At 47.5% G+C, this 14969-nt stretch carries 13 protein-coding genes and 4 pseudogenes; 7 read left to right on the forward strand and 10 right to left on the reverse strand.

Annotation, left to right across the window (positions count from 1 at the left end; translation table 11 throughout):
• Window positions 1-2: 2 nt before the first annotated feature.
• Genes OGY07_RS14130 through OGY07_RS14150 form a run of 5 tightly spaced genes read left to right on the forward strand, consistent with a single transcriptional unit; the run spans window position 3 to window position 4444 of the window.
• Entirely contained in the window at window positions 3-1427 is a 1425-nt protein-coding gene (locus OGY07_RS14130) for a TolC family protein (RefSeq protein WP_352486370.1), read from the forward strand.
• Window positions 1414-2667 (forward strand): beta-ketoacyl-[acyl-carrier-protein] synthase family protein, encoded by a 1254-nt coding sequence (locus OGY07_RS14135; protein ID WP_042290979.1) that lies wholly within the window; start codon window positions 1414-1416, stop codon window positions 2665-2667. Before OGY07_RS14130 ends, OGY07_RS14135 begins: the two co-directional genes overlap by 14 nt.
• Window positions 2664-3452: a hotdog family protein gene (locus OGY07_RS14140; protein WP_286601287.1), complete on the forward strand. Its 789-nt coding sequence runs from the start codon at window positions 2664-2666 to the stop codon at window positions 3450-3452. The genes OGY07_RS14135 and OGY07_RS14140 overlap by 4 nt, the downstream gene beginning before the upstream one ends.
• Before the next feature lies 1 nt (window position 3453).
• On the forward strand, window positions 3454-3705 hold the full coding sequence (locus OGY07_RS14145; RefSeq protein ID WP_042290976.1) for an acyl carrier protein: 252 nt from the start codon (window positions 3454-3456) through the stop codon (window positions 3703-3705).
• A 1-nt stretch (window position 3706) separates the two neighbouring features.
• Window positions 3707-4444 (forward strand): SDR family oxidoreductase, encoded by a 738-nt coding sequence (locus OGY07_RS14150; RefSeq protein WP_286601290.1) that lies wholly within the window; start codon window positions 3707-3709, stop codon window positions 4442-4444.
• Window positions 4445-4480: 36 nt separating this feature from the next.
• Here the strand turns inward: OGY07_RS14150 and OGY07_RS14155 are convergent, their stop codons facing one another.
• From OGY07_RS14155 to OGY07_RS14165, 3 genes are read right to left on the reverse strand one after another with little or no spacing between them, the layout of a single operon-like run.
• Window positions 4481-5653 (reverse strand): HD domain-containing protein, encoded by a 1173-nt coding sequence (locus OGY07_RS14155; RefSeq protein ID WP_042290973.1) that lies wholly within the window; start codon window positions 5651-5653, stop codon window positions 4481-4483.
• A gap of 51 nt (window positions 5654-5704) precedes the next feature.
• Window positions 5705-6172, reverse strand: coding sequence for a FidL-like protein (locus tag OGY07_RS14160; protein ID WP_286601293.1), 468 nt, complete (start codon window positions 6170-6172; stop codon window positions 5705-5707).
• Window positions 6165-6893, reverse strand: a complete 729-nt coding sequence (locus tag OGY07_RS14165) for a winged helix-turn-helix domain-containing protein (protein ID WP_205612969.1) — start codon at window positions 6891-6893, stop codon at window positions 6165-6167. The genes OGY07_RS14160 and OGY07_RS14165 overlap by 8 nt, the downstream gene beginning before the upstream one ends.
• 171 nt (window positions 6894-7064) lie before the next feature.
• Between OGY07_RS14165 and OGY07_RS14170 the strand changes: the two genes are divergently transcribed.
• Window positions 7065-7457, forward strand: coding sequence for a FaeA/PapI family transcriptional regulator (locus tag OGY07_RS14170; protein ID WP_042290968.1), 393 nt, complete (start codon window positions 7065-7067; stop codon window positions 7455-7457).
• Window positions 7458-7697: 240 nt separating this feature from the next.
• Here the strand turns inward: OGY07_RS14170 and OGY07_RS14175 are convergent.
• Window positions 7698-8692 (reverse strand): annotated as a pseudogene (locus OGY07_RS14175) (IS3 family transposase); the annotation flags it as partial.
• A gap of 66 nt (window positions 8693-8758) precedes the next feature.
• Here OGY07_RS14175 and OGY07_RS14180 point away from each other — a divergent pair.
• A pseudogene (locus OGY07_RS14180) lies at window positions 8759-9782 on the forward strand (IS110 family RNA-guided transposase).
• A 218-nt stretch (window positions 9783-10000) separates the two neighbouring features.
• Here OGY07_RS14180 and OGY07_RS14185 read toward each other — a convergent pair.
• The 6 genes and pseudogenes from OGY07_RS14185 to OGY07_RS14210 all read right to left on the reverse strand — a co-directional run.
• A pseudogene (locus OGY07_RS14185) lies at window positions 10001-10117 on the reverse strand (transposase); the annotation flags it as partial.
• Between the two features lie 322 nt (window positions 10118-10439).
• Window positions 10440-10706 (reverse strand): hypothetical protein, encoded by a 267-nt coding sequence (locus OGY07_RS14190; protein ID WP_286601296.1) that lies wholly within the window; start codon window positions 10704-10706, stop codon window positions 10440-10442.
• Between the two features lie 65 nt (window positions 10707-10771).
• Window positions 10772-11441, reverse strand: a pseudogene (locus OGY07_RS14195) (ISAs1 family transposase); the annotation flags it as partial.
• Window positions 11442-11782: 341 nt separating this feature from the next.
• Entirely contained in the window at window positions 11783-12892 is a 1110-nt protein-coding gene (locus OGY07_RS14200) for a hypothetical protein (RefSeq protein ID WP_286601298.1), read from the reverse strand.
• 371 nt (window positions 12893-13263) lie between these two features.
• Window positions 13264-14286, reverse strand: coding sequence for a PAAR domain-containing protein (locus OGY07_RS14205; RefSeq protein WP_211934924.1), 1023 nt, complete (start codon window positions 14284-14286; stop codon window positions 13264-13266).
• Between the two features lie 35 nt (window positions 14287-14321).
• The coding region (locus OGY07_RS14210) for a bacteriophage T4 gp5 trimerization domain-containing protein (RefSeq protein WP_286601302.1) at window positions 14322-14969 on the reverse strand (648 nt) is incomplete at its 5' end.

The following is a 14969-nucleotide window of genomic DNA, read 5'->3' on the forward strand; positions in this document are numbered from 1 at the left end:
CGATGAAGCTATTACCACCACGTAGTACGTCGCCATCCGGCAAAAAATTGCGCTGGGGCGCGGTTTTTCTGACAGCGCTACTGCTTTCCGGCTGTGGGCAACTGACCCGCAGCGACTACCAGCGTCCGCTGCTCTCAATGCCCCGGCAATGGCAAGTGGCGCCGGATACAGTAGCGGTTTTTGGCTGGCAGCGTTTTGGCGACCCGCGCCTGACGCGGGTTATCGGGCAGGTACTCATCAGCAATAACGATCTTGCGGCTGCCGCGATCGCCCTCCAGCAGGCGCGCGTGGCTGCAGGGTTGACTAATACCAACCTCACCCCTGACGTCACGGTGAGCGGTTCAGCCAGCAACAGCAAAAATGTGCGGCGCGGTAGCGCGTCGCAGGAGAGTTACAGCAGCGGGATCACTATTGGCTATGAGGTGGATTTATGGGGAAAGCTGGCCCGTATCCGTGAACAGAGCGAATGGGAGGCGGTGGCAAGCGAACAGGATTATCACGCGACGATGCTTTCCACCCAAGGGACGGCCGCCCAGCTTTACTGGCGTATCGCGCTGTATAACCAGCAGATCCGCAACCAGCGCGCAGCATTGACCATTTCTCAGCAGACCTTACAGCAGGTGAGGTCGTGGTTTCTGGCCGGGAAAGTGGGACAGCTTGACGTCCTGCAAGCGAAGCAGGCGCTGCTGGAGCGGCGAAACCAACTGCGTACGCTGGAGCAACAGCGCAGCAGCGCGCGTAATGCGCTGGCGCTGCTGCTTAACAGACCGGCGGAACAGCACGCTGACGAGTCGCCTGCGTTGGATGTCAATCAACAGGTGCCGGTTGCGCAAAAAACGCCGCTGTATGTTATCGCTCAGCGTCCGGATATTCAGGCGGCGGAGTCCCGTCTGCGTGCGGCGCTTGCCGGATACGACGCCTCGCGGCTGCGTTTTTACCCTTCGCTCTCCCTTGACGCCTCGTTGAATGCCGGCAGTCAGGTATTTAACCAGTGGTTCAGCGATCCGATTCGCACCGTGGGCGGCGCGTTGGCCCTGCCGTTTATCCAGTGGAACACCCAGCGCCTTACCGTGCGGCAGGCGGATTTAGCGGTTAAACAGGCGGCGATTACCTTTCGCTCCACCGCCTATGCCGCGCTCGCCGAGGTGGATGAGGCAATGGAAAACCGGCTGAGCGCGAGCGAGCAGCGCGCAAGGCTGCATCAGTCGCTGGCGCTGAGCCAGCAGCGCTTAACGCTGACGGAAAGCCGTTATCGCGCAGGGGCCGTGGACTTTCAGACGCTGCTCAATGCGCAGGACGACATCTTGACGTTAGAGAACGCCCTTGCACAAACCCAATACGACTACCTCTACGCCACGCTGCAGCTCTGGCTGGCGCAAGGGGGTGGCGAAACGCAATACAGGATGATGGAACATGAAGCTGAATAATGACTTTAAGCGGGTTGTCGTTACCGGGTATGGCGCCGTGACCCCGCTTGGCGCAACGGCAGAGGAAAGCTGGCAGGCAATCATGGACAAACGACATGGCTATCGCTACGTCGACAAAACTGCCTTGAATATCAACACCCATTTTCTCGGGCTGGTGGATAACGAGCCGAGTCTGATGGGGGTGCCTGCCGCCATCCGGCGTCGGCTGCCGCGGTTTGCCCGCCTGACCGTTGGCGCGGCGCGTCAGGCGATGGGCATGGCCTTCGGCGATAAACCGCCCCAGGAATTCTATAACCCGCTGGACTGCGGCGTGATTATGGGCACCGGCTGGGCAGGGCTGGATGAAAGTTACGAGGCGCAGAGCGAATTTGCCGCGACGGGCGTCGCCTCGCCGTTCAACTGTTTTTACGCCATGCCAAGCGTGACGACTGCCGCATGCAGTCAGTTCTGGGGGCTGAACGGCTATCAGAATACAGTGATTGCCGCCTGCGCGACGGGCACGATTGCTATTGGCGACGCGTATGAGGTGATTCGCAGCGGCAGGGCGCAGATGATGCTGGCTGGCGCGGGCGAGTCGCTCACCAGTCACTGTGCGGTGTGGAACATTGACGTGCTGGGGGCGCTCAGCAAGGAGCCGTCGGACCCGCAGCGGGCAAGCTGTCCTTTCAGCGCCCATCGCAGCGGGTTTGTGCTTTCTGAAGGGGCGGCGGTGCTGTGTCTGGAGGAACGCGAAGGGGCGCTGGCGCGTGGGGCGACGATCCTCGGCGAAATCACCGGCTACGCCAACTTCTCGGACGCCTGGGATTTCACCTCGCCGGCGGAAGACTGTCTGGCCCGCGTGCAAACCATCACCCATGCCCTGCAGCAGGCCGGGCTGGAGCCTGAACAACTGGACTACATTAATGCGCATGGGACCTCAACGCCGCTGAACGACATTAACGAAACCCAGTCGCTCAAAATGGCGTTGGGCGACGCGGCTTACGCTATCCCGGTCTCCAGCACCAAATCCTATTCCGGACACTTAATCTCCGCGGCAGGGACATTCGAAAGTATCGTCTGCTTACAGGCTATCGCCCACGGCGTGATGCCCGCGACGGCCAACTTCCAACAGGCTGATGAACGCTGCGATCTGGATTATGTGATAGAGGGTCACCGCGCGGGCGACATTCGCCGCACGCTGAATCTGAGCTTTGGCTTTGGCGGAGCGAATGCGGCGCTGATCCTGGAGAAACACGCATGATGCCCCTGCATTATGGTCATCAGGACGCCAGCCGCTGGGCGGCGTTTTCCGGTGATTACAACCCGGTGCATTTTGACGAAGCGTGGGTGAAAGCACGCGGGGGACACGCGCTTAGTGTTCACGGGATGCGCGCGTTACTCGACGTGAAGCGTTTTATCAGCCCACCCGCCGACAGCGCGCCGTTTCTGAAATGCACCGTACGTCTGCGCAGACCAATGTGGCGGGATACGGCGTACTCTCTGATGCGTGAAGCGAGCGAGCGCGTCGTGGTGTCGGTGAAAGAGCGCGCGGGGGGAGAAACCTGTCTGTCCTGTCAGCTTACGCCGGAACAGGGCTTTCCGCGCGACGACGGCCTGAGCCAGCGAGTGCTGGACTCCGCCACGCTTGCCGGGCTGCATCAGTCATTTCAGCCGCTGCTGCCCGACGCCCAGCAGTGGCATTTCCTGGACGCGCTGCTGTTCCGCCATCTGCTACAGGACGATGCGCTGCTACATCAACCCTCTGTCGCCGCGATGTTGCCGGACTGCCCTTCTCTGGAGGCGCTTTTTAACCGTTTCCCGGTCATGCAGACCCATCAGGAGGTCATTTTCGACAGTCTGCTTCTTGAGCCGTGGCGGGCGAATACGTTACCGCCGCGGCTGGTGATCGACACGCTCCCTGCGCTGGTCGTCGGCGACCTCGCTACGGGCGCGGTGGTGCGGATCGCGGCGCGAACCTGTTATCAACAACGTTTCATTTGCAGCGCCGTTACCCTGAAGGTCGGCGCGCTGACAAAAGGAAAATAAAATGAGCCAACAAGAAACGATCTATAAAAAAATCAGCGAAATGATCTGCGACGCAAAAGATATGACGCCGGACGCGTTGACCCCGGAGACGACGCTGCCGGAACTGGAGCTGGACAGCCTGGACTACGTTGAGCTGATGGTGCTGGCGAAACGTGAATTTAATGTGACGGTGAATCCGGAAATGTTCATGAAGAACCCCTTTATGACGCTGCGCGAGCTGAGCCAGCGTATTGAAAAGGCGATGGCGGACTGACATGGCGGAAAAATGGATGCTGATCACCGGCGGTAGCCGGGGGATTGGTCAGGCGCTGGTGAGCCACCTGCTGCCGGACTGGAATATTGTCTTTACCGGACGCAACGAGGCCAGGATCGCGCAGACGCTGGAGGCCGCGCAGCGTCTGCGCACCGCAACCTGGGTGCAGGGGCACTGCTGCGACGGCAGCGATGAAGAACGTGTTTCGCAACTGGCAACGTCGCTGCTGGAAAAATTCGGCGCGCCAGCCGCTATCATCCATAACGCCGGAATGACCCGTGATGGTCTGCACATTCATCAGAACGCGCAGGACTGGCAGGAGGTGCTGAATAACAATCTTGTTTCCGTCGTGAACTGGAACCGGATCCTGTTGCCCGCCATGATGACCCAGGGCAGCGGTGCGATTGTGTTTATGTCGTCGGTATCGGCGGTAAAGGGCAATAGCGGGCAGACGGCTTACGCGGCCAGTAAAGCGGCGATGATCGGGTTGACGCATTCGCTGGCGCGGGAAGTGGGGCGCTTTGGTATTCGGGTTAACTGTCTGGCGCCGGGCTTGATTGAAGGTGAGATGGTACAGGCTATTCCTGCGGCGCATCTGAAAACGATGCAGCAGAATATTCCGCTGCGCCGTCTCGGGCGTACGCAGGACGTTGCGCGTGCAGTGGCGTTTCTGGCGGGGGAGGGAAGCAGTTATCTCACCGGGCAGACGCTGATACTGGACGGCGGTTTGTCTGCCTGATGATCGAAAACCGCGAGAAGTGAGGCTTCTCGCGGTTTACGTTAGACTTAACTGGTTGATTCTTTGCACTAATGCTCGCCTTTCTTTGACCGACTCCTGAAAGATTTGCAACAACACCGTACTGTGCTGTTGCACGATCCCTGCCAGTTCCGGGGCGATTTCCGCCGTTTCTCCTACGCGTGCTTTGAATTCACTCGACAGGGTTACGCCCTGAAGCAATGACGCCAGCCAGATGCTGGCCCGCAGAATCATGGCTTCTGGCGGCGCGGCGGATCTTGCCGTTACCGTCTTATGCGTGTGGCACCAGCCCGCGATATCCCTGATCGCTTCAATGGGGTAGAGCTCATCCCAGACCACATTTTCATCACCGGTATGCGCTGGCGCTGAGCCGCACGTCAGGGACGTCAGATTGTGCAGCAAACCGCCAATTTCAATCTTCAGGCATTGTACTGGCGTAATCCCCATCTCTTTGGCGAGATAACCCGATATGCGTCCCACGACCAGCGAATGCTGAACGCCATGCTGGCTAAACCCATCAATAATAAAAGCCAGCATGCCAGCGATGTCACGAAAATTATGCAAGGAGACGGAGTCGTTATGAATCCGGGGAATATCTTTAATATAATCGTCAAAGTCTGTCGATTTGATTTTTAACCAAAAATGCTCACAATTTGCTATTTTTCTGAAGGCGCAGATATATTCAGGTTTATATAAAAGATTGTCGCCGCCCGCAATAATATTAATAATTTCGTCTTTGACCGATATTATATCGTTAGCGCGGTAGCGCGCGATTAAAACATCTATCCGATCCGCCAGGTAGATCACATGGCTTTCCTTTGGGACTTTAGACCCGTTGACCATTGCTCCCTGGCCATTATCCCAGCGGGTGTGATGGTAGCGCACAATAGGGCTTAACGGGTTCAATAACGGCACGCTGGCCAGCAGTTCGGCGCCCACCGCGGCATGGTTATTGAGCTCATTGTCATAGTAGCTAAGCGGTTGAAGGCGCGACTCTTCATTCAGACCGCCAATATCGTGCAGTAGCGCCGCCAGCAGGGTCTTGCGACACTGCGCGGGGGTAAACTGCGACTCCCTGGCTAAATGCCAGGCGATGTAGGCCGTTCTGACATGATGCAGGTTGAGTCTGGGATTGATCATGTCTATTATTTTTGAAATACAAGCCAGAGATTCGATTAAGTTTATATTCATGATATGAGAAAGTTAACATATGCTGTGCTTCGTGAAAGAAAACCACACAAATTAATCTCGTTTGCAACCATACTGCGGAAATGCGTGGTTACCAAATAATATTACATTGTTATTGAGCTTTTTAAGAAAAATAATTTTTTCGTCCGGCCCTTTGCCAAACAGTAAACTATTAGCTATCTCATCATCAACATTGTCAGTGTTGTCGCGAACTATTTGCACACGGGTTATTTTGTACAAATGCGCACTGGCGTTGTACGGCTGGTATTTCATTTTGAGCGTGCGCGAGATTAAATACTTTTGTTTATTATGGACCAACAAACCGTCAATGCTGACCAGAAACGTGTCATCTGTGAGATTGGCAAAAATCAATCCTTCACTACGGATGGTATCATTGTTGATGTTTTGTACAATCGAAAATTGTGACTTGCATGAAAAGGCCGGGAGGCGGGTGAAACCGTAAACTGCGCCGATAAACAACACAACGATACTGATAAAAAGTAAAATAATTCGCTTAGGCATTATTTTTTTCTCTGTAATAAAAACTTACGCAACCACGGCTGTCACACTTAATGAGGAGTAGTTGCATAATATTACCCAGGGTGCCTGTTACCTGCTGTTTGTAAACGTACAATTCTTTAGCCTTCGAACAATCGAGGACTTGCGGCGTTAAGTCAAAGCTGTTTTTAACATCCATCAACGACAAGGACGTAGACGTAAAAATAACACACTGACCTTTAACCATTTTATGTAAGTCGGGTTCAGATTTGTATGCGCCAGGTTTTATGATCAGCAGCAAAAGGGCCATCGCCAGCGCGATAACGCGGGTAATCATCTGATGGAACGAGTGGTGTACTTCAGTCAGTTCTGGTTCAGGTTCTTTTTCTTCAAGAAAGGGCGTTCGATACTCGCGATCGTTATTGATGATTGCATCTTCCGCTATTTTAAAACCTATACGCGGCACCGTGACGATGATTTCCTTTTCAACGCCTAAATCGTTCAGGTTTCTGCGCAGTGTTGAAATATACTGATTCAGATTGCTGTTGGACGCTCGGGCGCCATATTTATCGAAAACAGACTGGAAAATTTCATTGCGCGAGAGGATATCGCCGCGATGATTAAGCAACTCCGCCAGAAGCCGTGTCGATGTTTGAGATAATTCAATACAATCACCGGTCAACAGGTTAACGAGAGACGCATCCTCGGTATCAAAAGTGATAAATCCCTCTATGTCGAACCTCATGTTCCTCTCCGCGCTAAGCCCTGCTTTTCTCTAACATGCAGGTTTTTTAAAATAAAACAACGTGAATGTTAGATAAAAAACCTTTTTTCATGATCATTTGCAGCTAATGTTGCTAGTTAAACGGGTGTGAATGCATACTGGGCACTCCTTTGTAACCCAGGAGGCTGTGCCATGAAACTCTCGCTGAGTTCTTACCCTTCAGGTGCGTTACCCGTACGGTATAGCGCACCGTGTAACACTCTGCAGATGATAGCGGCGGAAATGGGAATAAGCAGCTTTGCTACGGTCAGGGTTCCCGAGCAAGTTTTTATTCTTGAACTATTAAAAGATCATAGTGCTGAAGGTCTGTCTACACGGGAAATTGCCGATCTTTGCGGCATTTCAATTTATAAAGTTAGACACTTACTTCTTCCGCTGGAAAAATATGGTCAAGTTATACGAGATAAAATGCAAAAGCACCATCAATGGTTTTTATCAAAAGAATCTACAGAAGTTATCGAAGATTCTAGCAAGGGGGGATATCGTTTGCAACAAAGAAGGTTAAATCAACAAGTTAGCCTTTAATTGCCCGTCAGGCATTAATAACATCTCGCGAGGCATTCGGAATATTCCCAATAAAAAATGATTGTTCTCGCGTGATTGTCTAATTGCCCTGGTTTTAGCCATAACGTCCAGCATTCAGTGATTATCACATCTAAATTTATTTCGTCATGTTACTATGGGTGTTTAACAAATTTAACATTAAATAACAAGTCTGTTGATATTTAATTTTGTTACTGCGCTCAGAGTGTAAATAGACCCGTTTTAGTTCCATGCATTTTTTGAGATCCCGGCCAAATAATGTTGTTGTCGGTTTTCCTCTGGTGTCATATTGCTCAGTGATTCATGCGGGCGTTCACAGTTATATTCTGACAACCATTTTTCCGTGATTTCCCGCACTTCATTCAGCGTTCTGAACAGATAAAAATCGAGTATTTCTGTACGGTATGTCCGGTTAGAGCGCTCAATGAAAGCGTTCTGCGCCGGCCTGCCCGGCTGGATAAATTCCAGTTTTACTCCATGTTTATCTGCCCAATCAGCCAGCGCCAGAGAGATAAACTCCGGACCATTATCCATGCGAAGCATGGCTGGATAGCCGCGGTTTGCCGCGATCCTGTCGGGCACCCGGACCACTCGCGGGGCTGGCAGATTCAGATCGATTTCAATCGACAATACCTCCCGGCTAAAGTCATCAACGACATTGAACGTGCGAAAGCGACGACCGCAAATCAGAGCGTCATGCATGAAATCAACGGACCAACTCTGGTTTAACGCTTCGGGCGTAGCCAGCGGTGATGGATTACGCACATGCAGACGCTGTTTACCTTTGCGGCGAAAATTCAGCTTAAGCAGACAGTAAATGCGGTGGATCCTTTTATGATTCCACTGATATCCCTGACGCCGCAGGATCTGAAATAACTTTGGAAAACCATATTGTGGATACCGTTCGGCAGCAGCCTGTAATGCGAAAATAACAGGTTCATCACGAGTGGTATCCGGGCGATAATGGTAAACCGTTCTGCTCAGATTCAGACTCCGGCAGGCCTGACGAATACTGAGTCCGAATGTCGTTATCAAATGCGTTACCAGCTCACGCTTAAAGGCTGGTTTTAAAGCTTTTTTTCGATGACGTCTTTCAGTGCCCGGTTCTCAGGACTGAGATCGGCAAACATCTGTTTGAGGCGTCGGTTCTCGTCCTCCAGAGCCTTTATCTTTTTAATATCAGAAGCTTCCATGCCGCCGTATTTAGACTTCCAGTTAATGGGATGGACTACCTCCTCCCTCTGCGGTTAACTGTACAAAATGCGTTCAGCAGGAGAATCACCATGAATATCATATTTCTGGGTATTGATCTGGCTAAAAATGTCTTTCAGCTTTGTGGGTTAAACCAGGCCGGTAAGCCAGTTTATTCAAAACGTACCGGCCGAAATGAATTACTCCAGACGGTGGTGAATATTCCGGCGTGTCTGATCGGTATAGAAGCATCTACAGGCGCATTTTACTGGCAACGTGAGTTTGAGAAACTGGGTCATAACGTAAAAGTCATCAGCCCCCGGTATGTAAAACCTTTTGTCCGTGGGCAAAAAAAATGACGGGAACGATGCGCAGGCGATAGCTGTGGCTCTGATGCAACCTACGATGCAGTTTGTTCCACCGAAAAGCCCTGAACAGCAGGATATTCAGGCTCTGCACCGTGCAAGACAGCGTATTGTCAATCATCGTACTGCGACAGTCTGTCAAATCCGGGGACTGCTGCTTGATCGGGGAATAACAATCGGCGCGGCAGTCTCAGGAGTTCGTCGTGCTGTTCCGCTTATCCTTGAAAATGCTGAAAATGGTCTTAGCGCTGGAATGCGCAGGACGATTGCAGAGCTATATGATCTCTTTAACGATCTTGGTCGTCGTATAAACTTTTTTGATAAAGAAATTGATGCTGTGTTCAGGCAATCAGAAGCCTGCCAGCGCATTGCCAAAGTTAAAGGCATTGGCCCTAAAACAGCAACAGCTGTTGTTGCCGCGACTGGCAAAGGAACTGAATTAAAAAATGGTCGTCACTTTGCCGCATGGCCTGGTCTGGTTCCACGACAGCACTCGAGTGGCGACAGGCAGGTACAAATGAATATGACGAAAAAAGGCGACAAGCATTTGCGGACACTTTTTATTCATGGTGCCCGCGCTGTCGTCAGAGTTGCCACGAATAACAATGATGGCGGCCTGCATCAGTGGGTTAACCAGTTAAAGGAACGGCGCGGGTTTAATAAAACGACCGTGACAGTGGCTAACAAGAACGCGAGAATAATCTGGTCGATGCTTAGAAATGATACCGAATATCAGGCAGTTGGACGTTAGTACCCAGCCAGACGAGTTGCAGTGTACTGAAAAATGGTGACAGGTTGCACCTGCACAATCGGAACCTGACTATTATATTGGCCTCAGAGGCCGTCCAGTTGTTGAGGCGATTGTGTGCGGATTACCCATTTGGGCACAGGTTTTCCTGATGCCGGATAGATGTAAGCAACAACCCAAAACCAGATTTTGTACTTGCAAAACGGAGGTAGTCCATAGATGTAGTAAGTGGCTTCAGAGATACCAGCCGCCCGGCAGACATCCTTGACGGTACGTCCAGATTCAACCGACTTAATCACGGCGATGATCTGGTGCTCAGTAAAACGGGCTTTACGCATAGCGATCTCCTTCGTTGGCAGAGTGAGTATGCCGGAAGATCTCTAAATGTGAATGGCACGATTATGCGGGATACTTACATATCAATGGCAGCCTGTTGTGTGATCATTTAGTAACTCCATAATATACATTATAGTCTATATCATAAATTGTAACTGGTTATAATAAAATATCACTTTATTAATCAATCTCAATAGAGAAATATTTTATGATAATTATACATCATAAATTTTATAATTTCATGCGAAGTTGAGATTTTCTTTGTTATGTATTAGGCTTAAGTTAGAATGTGGGGCTAATGTGAGATGTTATTTTATTTATATATTAACGTTCAAATGCTATACCTCTGTTTCCAGTCTCACAACCAATGCACTTTCCGGTAACCATACTGACATATACATGAAAAGGAGTTGTTGTAACCATCTCTAACCAGTCCAGTTTTGATAAATCAACATTACATGTATAAATAACATAGCAAGGATCGCCTTTTATCATTTTGGTTTCAACATAAAGGCTACTTTCACTCCAACCAAGTCTTTTTCGAACGCAATAATCTTTTGCGATATCAATAGCTCGCTGTGGGGTAATCATTTAAAAATTCCATAATACACATTGTACAGTATACCAGAAACTGTAATGGGACCTAAAAGAACACCTGCTGCGCTGTCATACTTCGGATTGTTGATTTCTTTTAATGGAAACTTATCTTCAAATGCTTATTGTAATCGTCCCTGATTTCCTTTCACTGCGAATAAATAATCACTCCCCTGATTATTAATCTTCTCAGCGATATCTTTCTGACATCCCATTGCGTCAGTTGTAATCAATTTTTTCTTGATATCCAGAAGGTTAAGAAGTTTTGGTATTGCAGTGATCTCATTTGATTTCTCAGCTGTCTTTATCTGCCCAAGAACGACACTGTTCATGGTAGAGAATGCGCTGATTACATGAATTGCTCCCCGACGACGGCTTTTATCATAAGATCGACGCAGAGTCTTCCCGTCAATCGTAATAACATCGCCTTCTTCTGATAAATGACAATCCCGCATCCGGTTGATAAAACATTCATGGAATTTTTTAGGGCTTATACAATACCACTCTGGCAATAGTGTTATGAACAGGAATACCATTTTCAAAATCACCCTATTCCTTTAAAAAATCAATATGAGCCTCGCCAAAATCCTGGATATCTTCCCATCCTTCGGCACCAGAAATGACAGTGCAGATTGTCAAAAGCAGAATGTCTGATAATTTATGCTCTACTTTCCAGGGTTGTCTGTAATCAGGAATAATTGAAATATGTGCCACTAGCTTTCCAAGTTCCATAATCTGTTCTCCTTATTTTTCAGGGGATATTTGATCATATGTAATACCAGAAGGACACCTGCATAGGATAAGGATTGACTTGATTTTTAAACAAAAAATGCGGCTTTATTAGTACGAAAAACGTACTTTTCGTGATCTTTCCCTGTCCATCAGCCCGTCCACTTCCAGCGTAAAGCGCAATCCTTTTGATGACATATAACCATCCCTGATGATGACAGGAAAAAAGACTGCCAGCGGTTCAGTGGCTATGACAGTACAGTGTTACGCTTGCGTTCAGGCACGCTACAAGGGCGAAAGCATGAATTTATTTAGTTAACTTATTGGATCTATTGAACGTTATATCAATGCTCAAGATAAAACTGATCTTCATACTCTAAATCGTAGTTATTAAGTGAATTTAAAATAATATCTATTGCTCGTTTTCCCGCAGCCCAGGAACCGAAATTTTGTTTTTGTAGAGCAAATGACCCAATTACATAGAACCAACTTTCCTGAATTTTTCCGGCAAAAGCAACTAGCATGCCTTCCCCATTTCTTGCGTTATTTACTTTTAACTCACCCGCCCATAGTTCCGTAATGTTTTTATTGAAAGTATCTTTGCGTTCTCGTAGTGAAATTTCATCAATTTCAGGGTAATTATTCTCTTTTAGTTGACTGACAATTAGTTTACAAATCTGTTCTTTATTGATTGCTGCATCATGGTATAAAAAATAACCATCAATAATGCCATGAACGTTACTTTCTTCTTTTAAAGATAACGAATAGTAGCTCATTTTTTCATTTTTATATCGTTCTGAATACAGCCATGAGGCCGGGTAATAAAAAGAATAATTTGCAGGCATATCCAGATTTATACTCTTTAATTCTTCCGCTAAATGCCACTTTGAGTCATTAATTAAAGTGAAAAACTTCACGCAATGAAAGAGATCTTCAGCCAGCGATTCATAATCCTTCCAGTTACAACAGGCTTTTACCATTATCACATTGGCCCTGTTGTTTTCAAAATCATAATTTTTAAACACTCTAATTCTTGATGTGATGGTTTCGTTATCGATATCTTTTTTTGTCAAAAAGTCAGCATATCGACCACTAACGCTATAATAATATTTACAGTAAAGAATTTCTTCACCTAAAAGGTTTAATATATTTTCTCCCCAGTCACTGGCATCGATGTCATTATTTATATGCTCATAGACTACATCAACTTCTGTAAAGGGAGATTTTGCTCCAGAAATGGTCTGATAGCAACCAATAGCATAGAGGTTATTGGTTCCTGCAATTAGCTCAGGTTTAATGCTAACCGGTTTCACATCCAAGGGGAGTAATATTTTGTAATGTAAGCTTGTTACTTCTGAGGATGTATAGCGGCATCGCCAAAAGTGTTCTTTCTGGTATTCAAAACTATATGTCACTGACCCTGGAAAGGATGGTTTGTTATTGCTTTCTCTCATTATAATAATTCTCTCTGGATTATTTACATTTCATTTTTTAACATAAAATACATCACAACTAAAAAACCCAAATTAAAAGCTAATTTATATCCTTTAGATACCAGGTTTTCTCCTTCAATGAAATTTTTAAGAAATGATTTTTTGGTATTTTCTTGGTTATATTTCTGATGAAATGACGCTATATTATTGACGCCAGCATCAATAAGAGAAAATACAAAAAAATACAAAAACAGATAACAGCCGGTAAGAAAGCATATAGTTGACGATCGAGTGTATTGTAAATCATCATTTAACATAACACTAATACAGGAAAGTAGTAAAAAAGCTATAACCCCAAATAACATTCTAAACATTATATTGTATCGGTTCATTTAACCTCCAATGATAACAGTTGCCACACCTGAAAGAATAACACCAGAACCACCTGTTGAATGATTAAAAAATGGACCAAATTGGATTTCTATATCTCCGCCAAATCCTAACCCTAACGCTATATCACCAGACAAATTTATCTTAAGCATAACATCATCCTTATCAAATAAAAGTCCAGTTCCGCCAGCTAACCCAATTGAACCAGCGGTACCAGAGATACCCCCTTTCACTTTTAGGCCCCAGAAAGGAGATTCGGCATCAAAGGTTATATCTCCTTTCGCTACCGCAGCTTCTGCACCCAGCTCGGTTTTGAACCCATATTGATGTTCAGCAGCATCATGAATTATAACACTTTCGCCTTTAGCCTCCGCAGTACCAAGTGTCCCTTCTGCTTTTAGCTCTCCATAATCACCGCCTTTAGTCCCTGCGCTAAGGCCAATATTTCCTGAAACTCCCGTTGCCTTTACATCGAACGAGGCTGAGCTACCTTTTGCTCCAGATGTAGTCCCTGCTGTCATACCAACCTTGCCAACAGTACTACCAAGATTAAAATTTATACCGCTATCTCCCATCGGATGACTTAGCTGAAAATCAATAATTCCTGCTTGCAGGTTACTCGTATCATATCGACCGTCACCATCCTCATCCGATAAGGCTGACACTGCATATCCTACATATGTTTTAGAATCATTTGATCCATTTGGATTTTTTACCGAGCCATCTTCATTTGTATTTTTAGCTATTGTCGCATAATGATATTCAGGTGGTTTTGGTCCTTGTGTAGGAGGTAATGATTTTTTACCGCAAATAACCTTGTCCCCCTTTCTGGCAGCGGGTATTCCATTTATTGTAACCGTTTTAGAACCTTCACTGATTACACCGGGCCCATGCTCTTTACAAATAAAAGCATCCCCCATTCGAGCTGCCGGGAACCCTCCAGTTGTAACATTACTACTACCTGATGTTATTGGACCATCATGTCCTGCTGTATCTGCCGTTTGCCTTGCTGCTTCCTTACCCATATCGTATTCCTTTGTGAGGTAATTAACTGATTTACTTATGGATTTAATTTCAGCAAGCCACCGGTCAGCACTTGTTCTTCACTACCATCCGCTGATAATTTTTTGGTATTGACATGATATTCATCCTTCGCGTTATTCTTGATTATTTTTCCACTAATTGTAATTTCGCCATTTTCCAGCAAGGTAATACGTGACTCCCCACAAATGAACTCTATCTTCTCTTCTGAGGAAACACTGATGGTTTTTTTTACCTTTATTGTTTGCTTACCTTCATGCAGGATAATTTCCTGATCCCCTTTATCTATATCGGTTGTTTTATTTCCTTCAGTAATTTCGGTGATCTGATTATTAACTACCGTTGTTTTTTGATCATTCGCTACCGTCACCGTCTGGTCATGACCGCCTTCCTTTTTACTCCCCACGTTGACAGTCTGTCCCACGCTCACCGTCACCTTCTGGTTATTGGTTACGGTTTCCGTATGGTCATGCTTCACCGTCGTGGTACGGTCATTCAGTACCTCGGTATCCATGTTCTTCTGCGCATGGATATACACCTGCTCCTGGTCCGTCGCATCCTCAAAACGCAGTTCGTTAAATCCGCTACCTTTATAGGTTTTCGAGCGGATGGTCATCTGTGTCTTCGTGCCCGGCAGACTGCCCGGCGAGCGGTTGTCCTGGTGGTA

The sequence above is a fragment of the Citrobacter sp. Cs237 genome (genome assembly GCF_030332325.1).
Classification (GTDB): domain Bacteria; phylum Pseudomonadota; class Gammaproteobacteria; order Enterobacterales; family Enterobacteriaceae; genus Citrobacter_A; species Citrobacter_A sedlakii.

What these genes read in the sequence shown, in the direction of transcription:
- OGY07_RS14170 (WP_042290968.1), top strand. Translation starts at nt 7,065, where the DNA reads ATGAAACTCTCGCTGAGTTCTTACCCTTCAGGTGCGTTACCCGTACGG.
- OGY07_RS14165 (WP_205612969.1), bottom strand. Translation starts at nt 6,893, where the DNA reads ATGAGGTTCGACATAGAGGGATTTATCACTTTTGATACCGAGGATGCG.
- OGY07_RS14190 (WP_286601296.1), bottom strand. Translation starts at nt 10,706, where the DNA reads ATGATTACCCCACAGCGAGCTATTGATATCGCAAAAGATTATTGCGTT.
- OGY07_RS14135 (WP_042290979.1), top strand. Translation starts at nt 1,414, where the DNA reads ATGAAGCTGAATAATGACTTTAAGCGGGTTGTCGTTACCGGGTATGGC.
- OGY07_RS14140 (WP_286601287.1), top strand. Translation starts at nt 2,664, where the DNA reads ATGATGCCCCTGCATTATGGTCATCAGGACGCCAGCCGCTGGGCGGCG.
- OGY07_RS14155 (WP_042290973.1), bottom strand. Translation starts at nt 5,653, where the DNA reads ATGAATATAAACTTAATCGAATCTCTGGCTTGTATTTCAAAAATAATA.
- OGY07_RS14160 (WP_286601293.1), bottom strand. Translation starts at nt 6,172, where the DNA reads ATGCCTAAGCGAATTATTTTACTTTTTATCAGTATCGTTGTGTTGTTT.
- OGY07_RS14200 (WP_286601298.1), bottom strand. Translation starts at nt 12,892, where the DNA reads ATGAGAGAAAGCAATAACAAACCATCCTTTCCAGGGTCAGTGACATAT.
- OGY07_RS14130 (WP_352486370.1), top strand. Translation starts at nt 3, where the DNA reads ATGAAGCTATTACCACCACGTAGTACGTCGCCATCCGGCAAAAAATTG.
- OGY07_RS14145 (WP_042290976.1), top strand. Translation starts at nt 3,454, where the DNA reads ATGAGCCAACAAGAAACGATCTATAAAAAAATCAGCGAAATGATCTGC.
- OGY07_RS14150 (WP_286601290.1), top strand. Translation starts at nt 3,707, where the DNA reads ATGGCGGAAAAATGGATGCTGATCACCGGCGGTAGCCGGGGGATTGGT.
- OGY07_RS14205 (WP_211934924.1), bottom strand. Translation starts at nt 14,286, where the DNA reads ATGGGTAAGGAAGCAGCAAGGCAAACGGCAGATACAGCAGGACATGAT.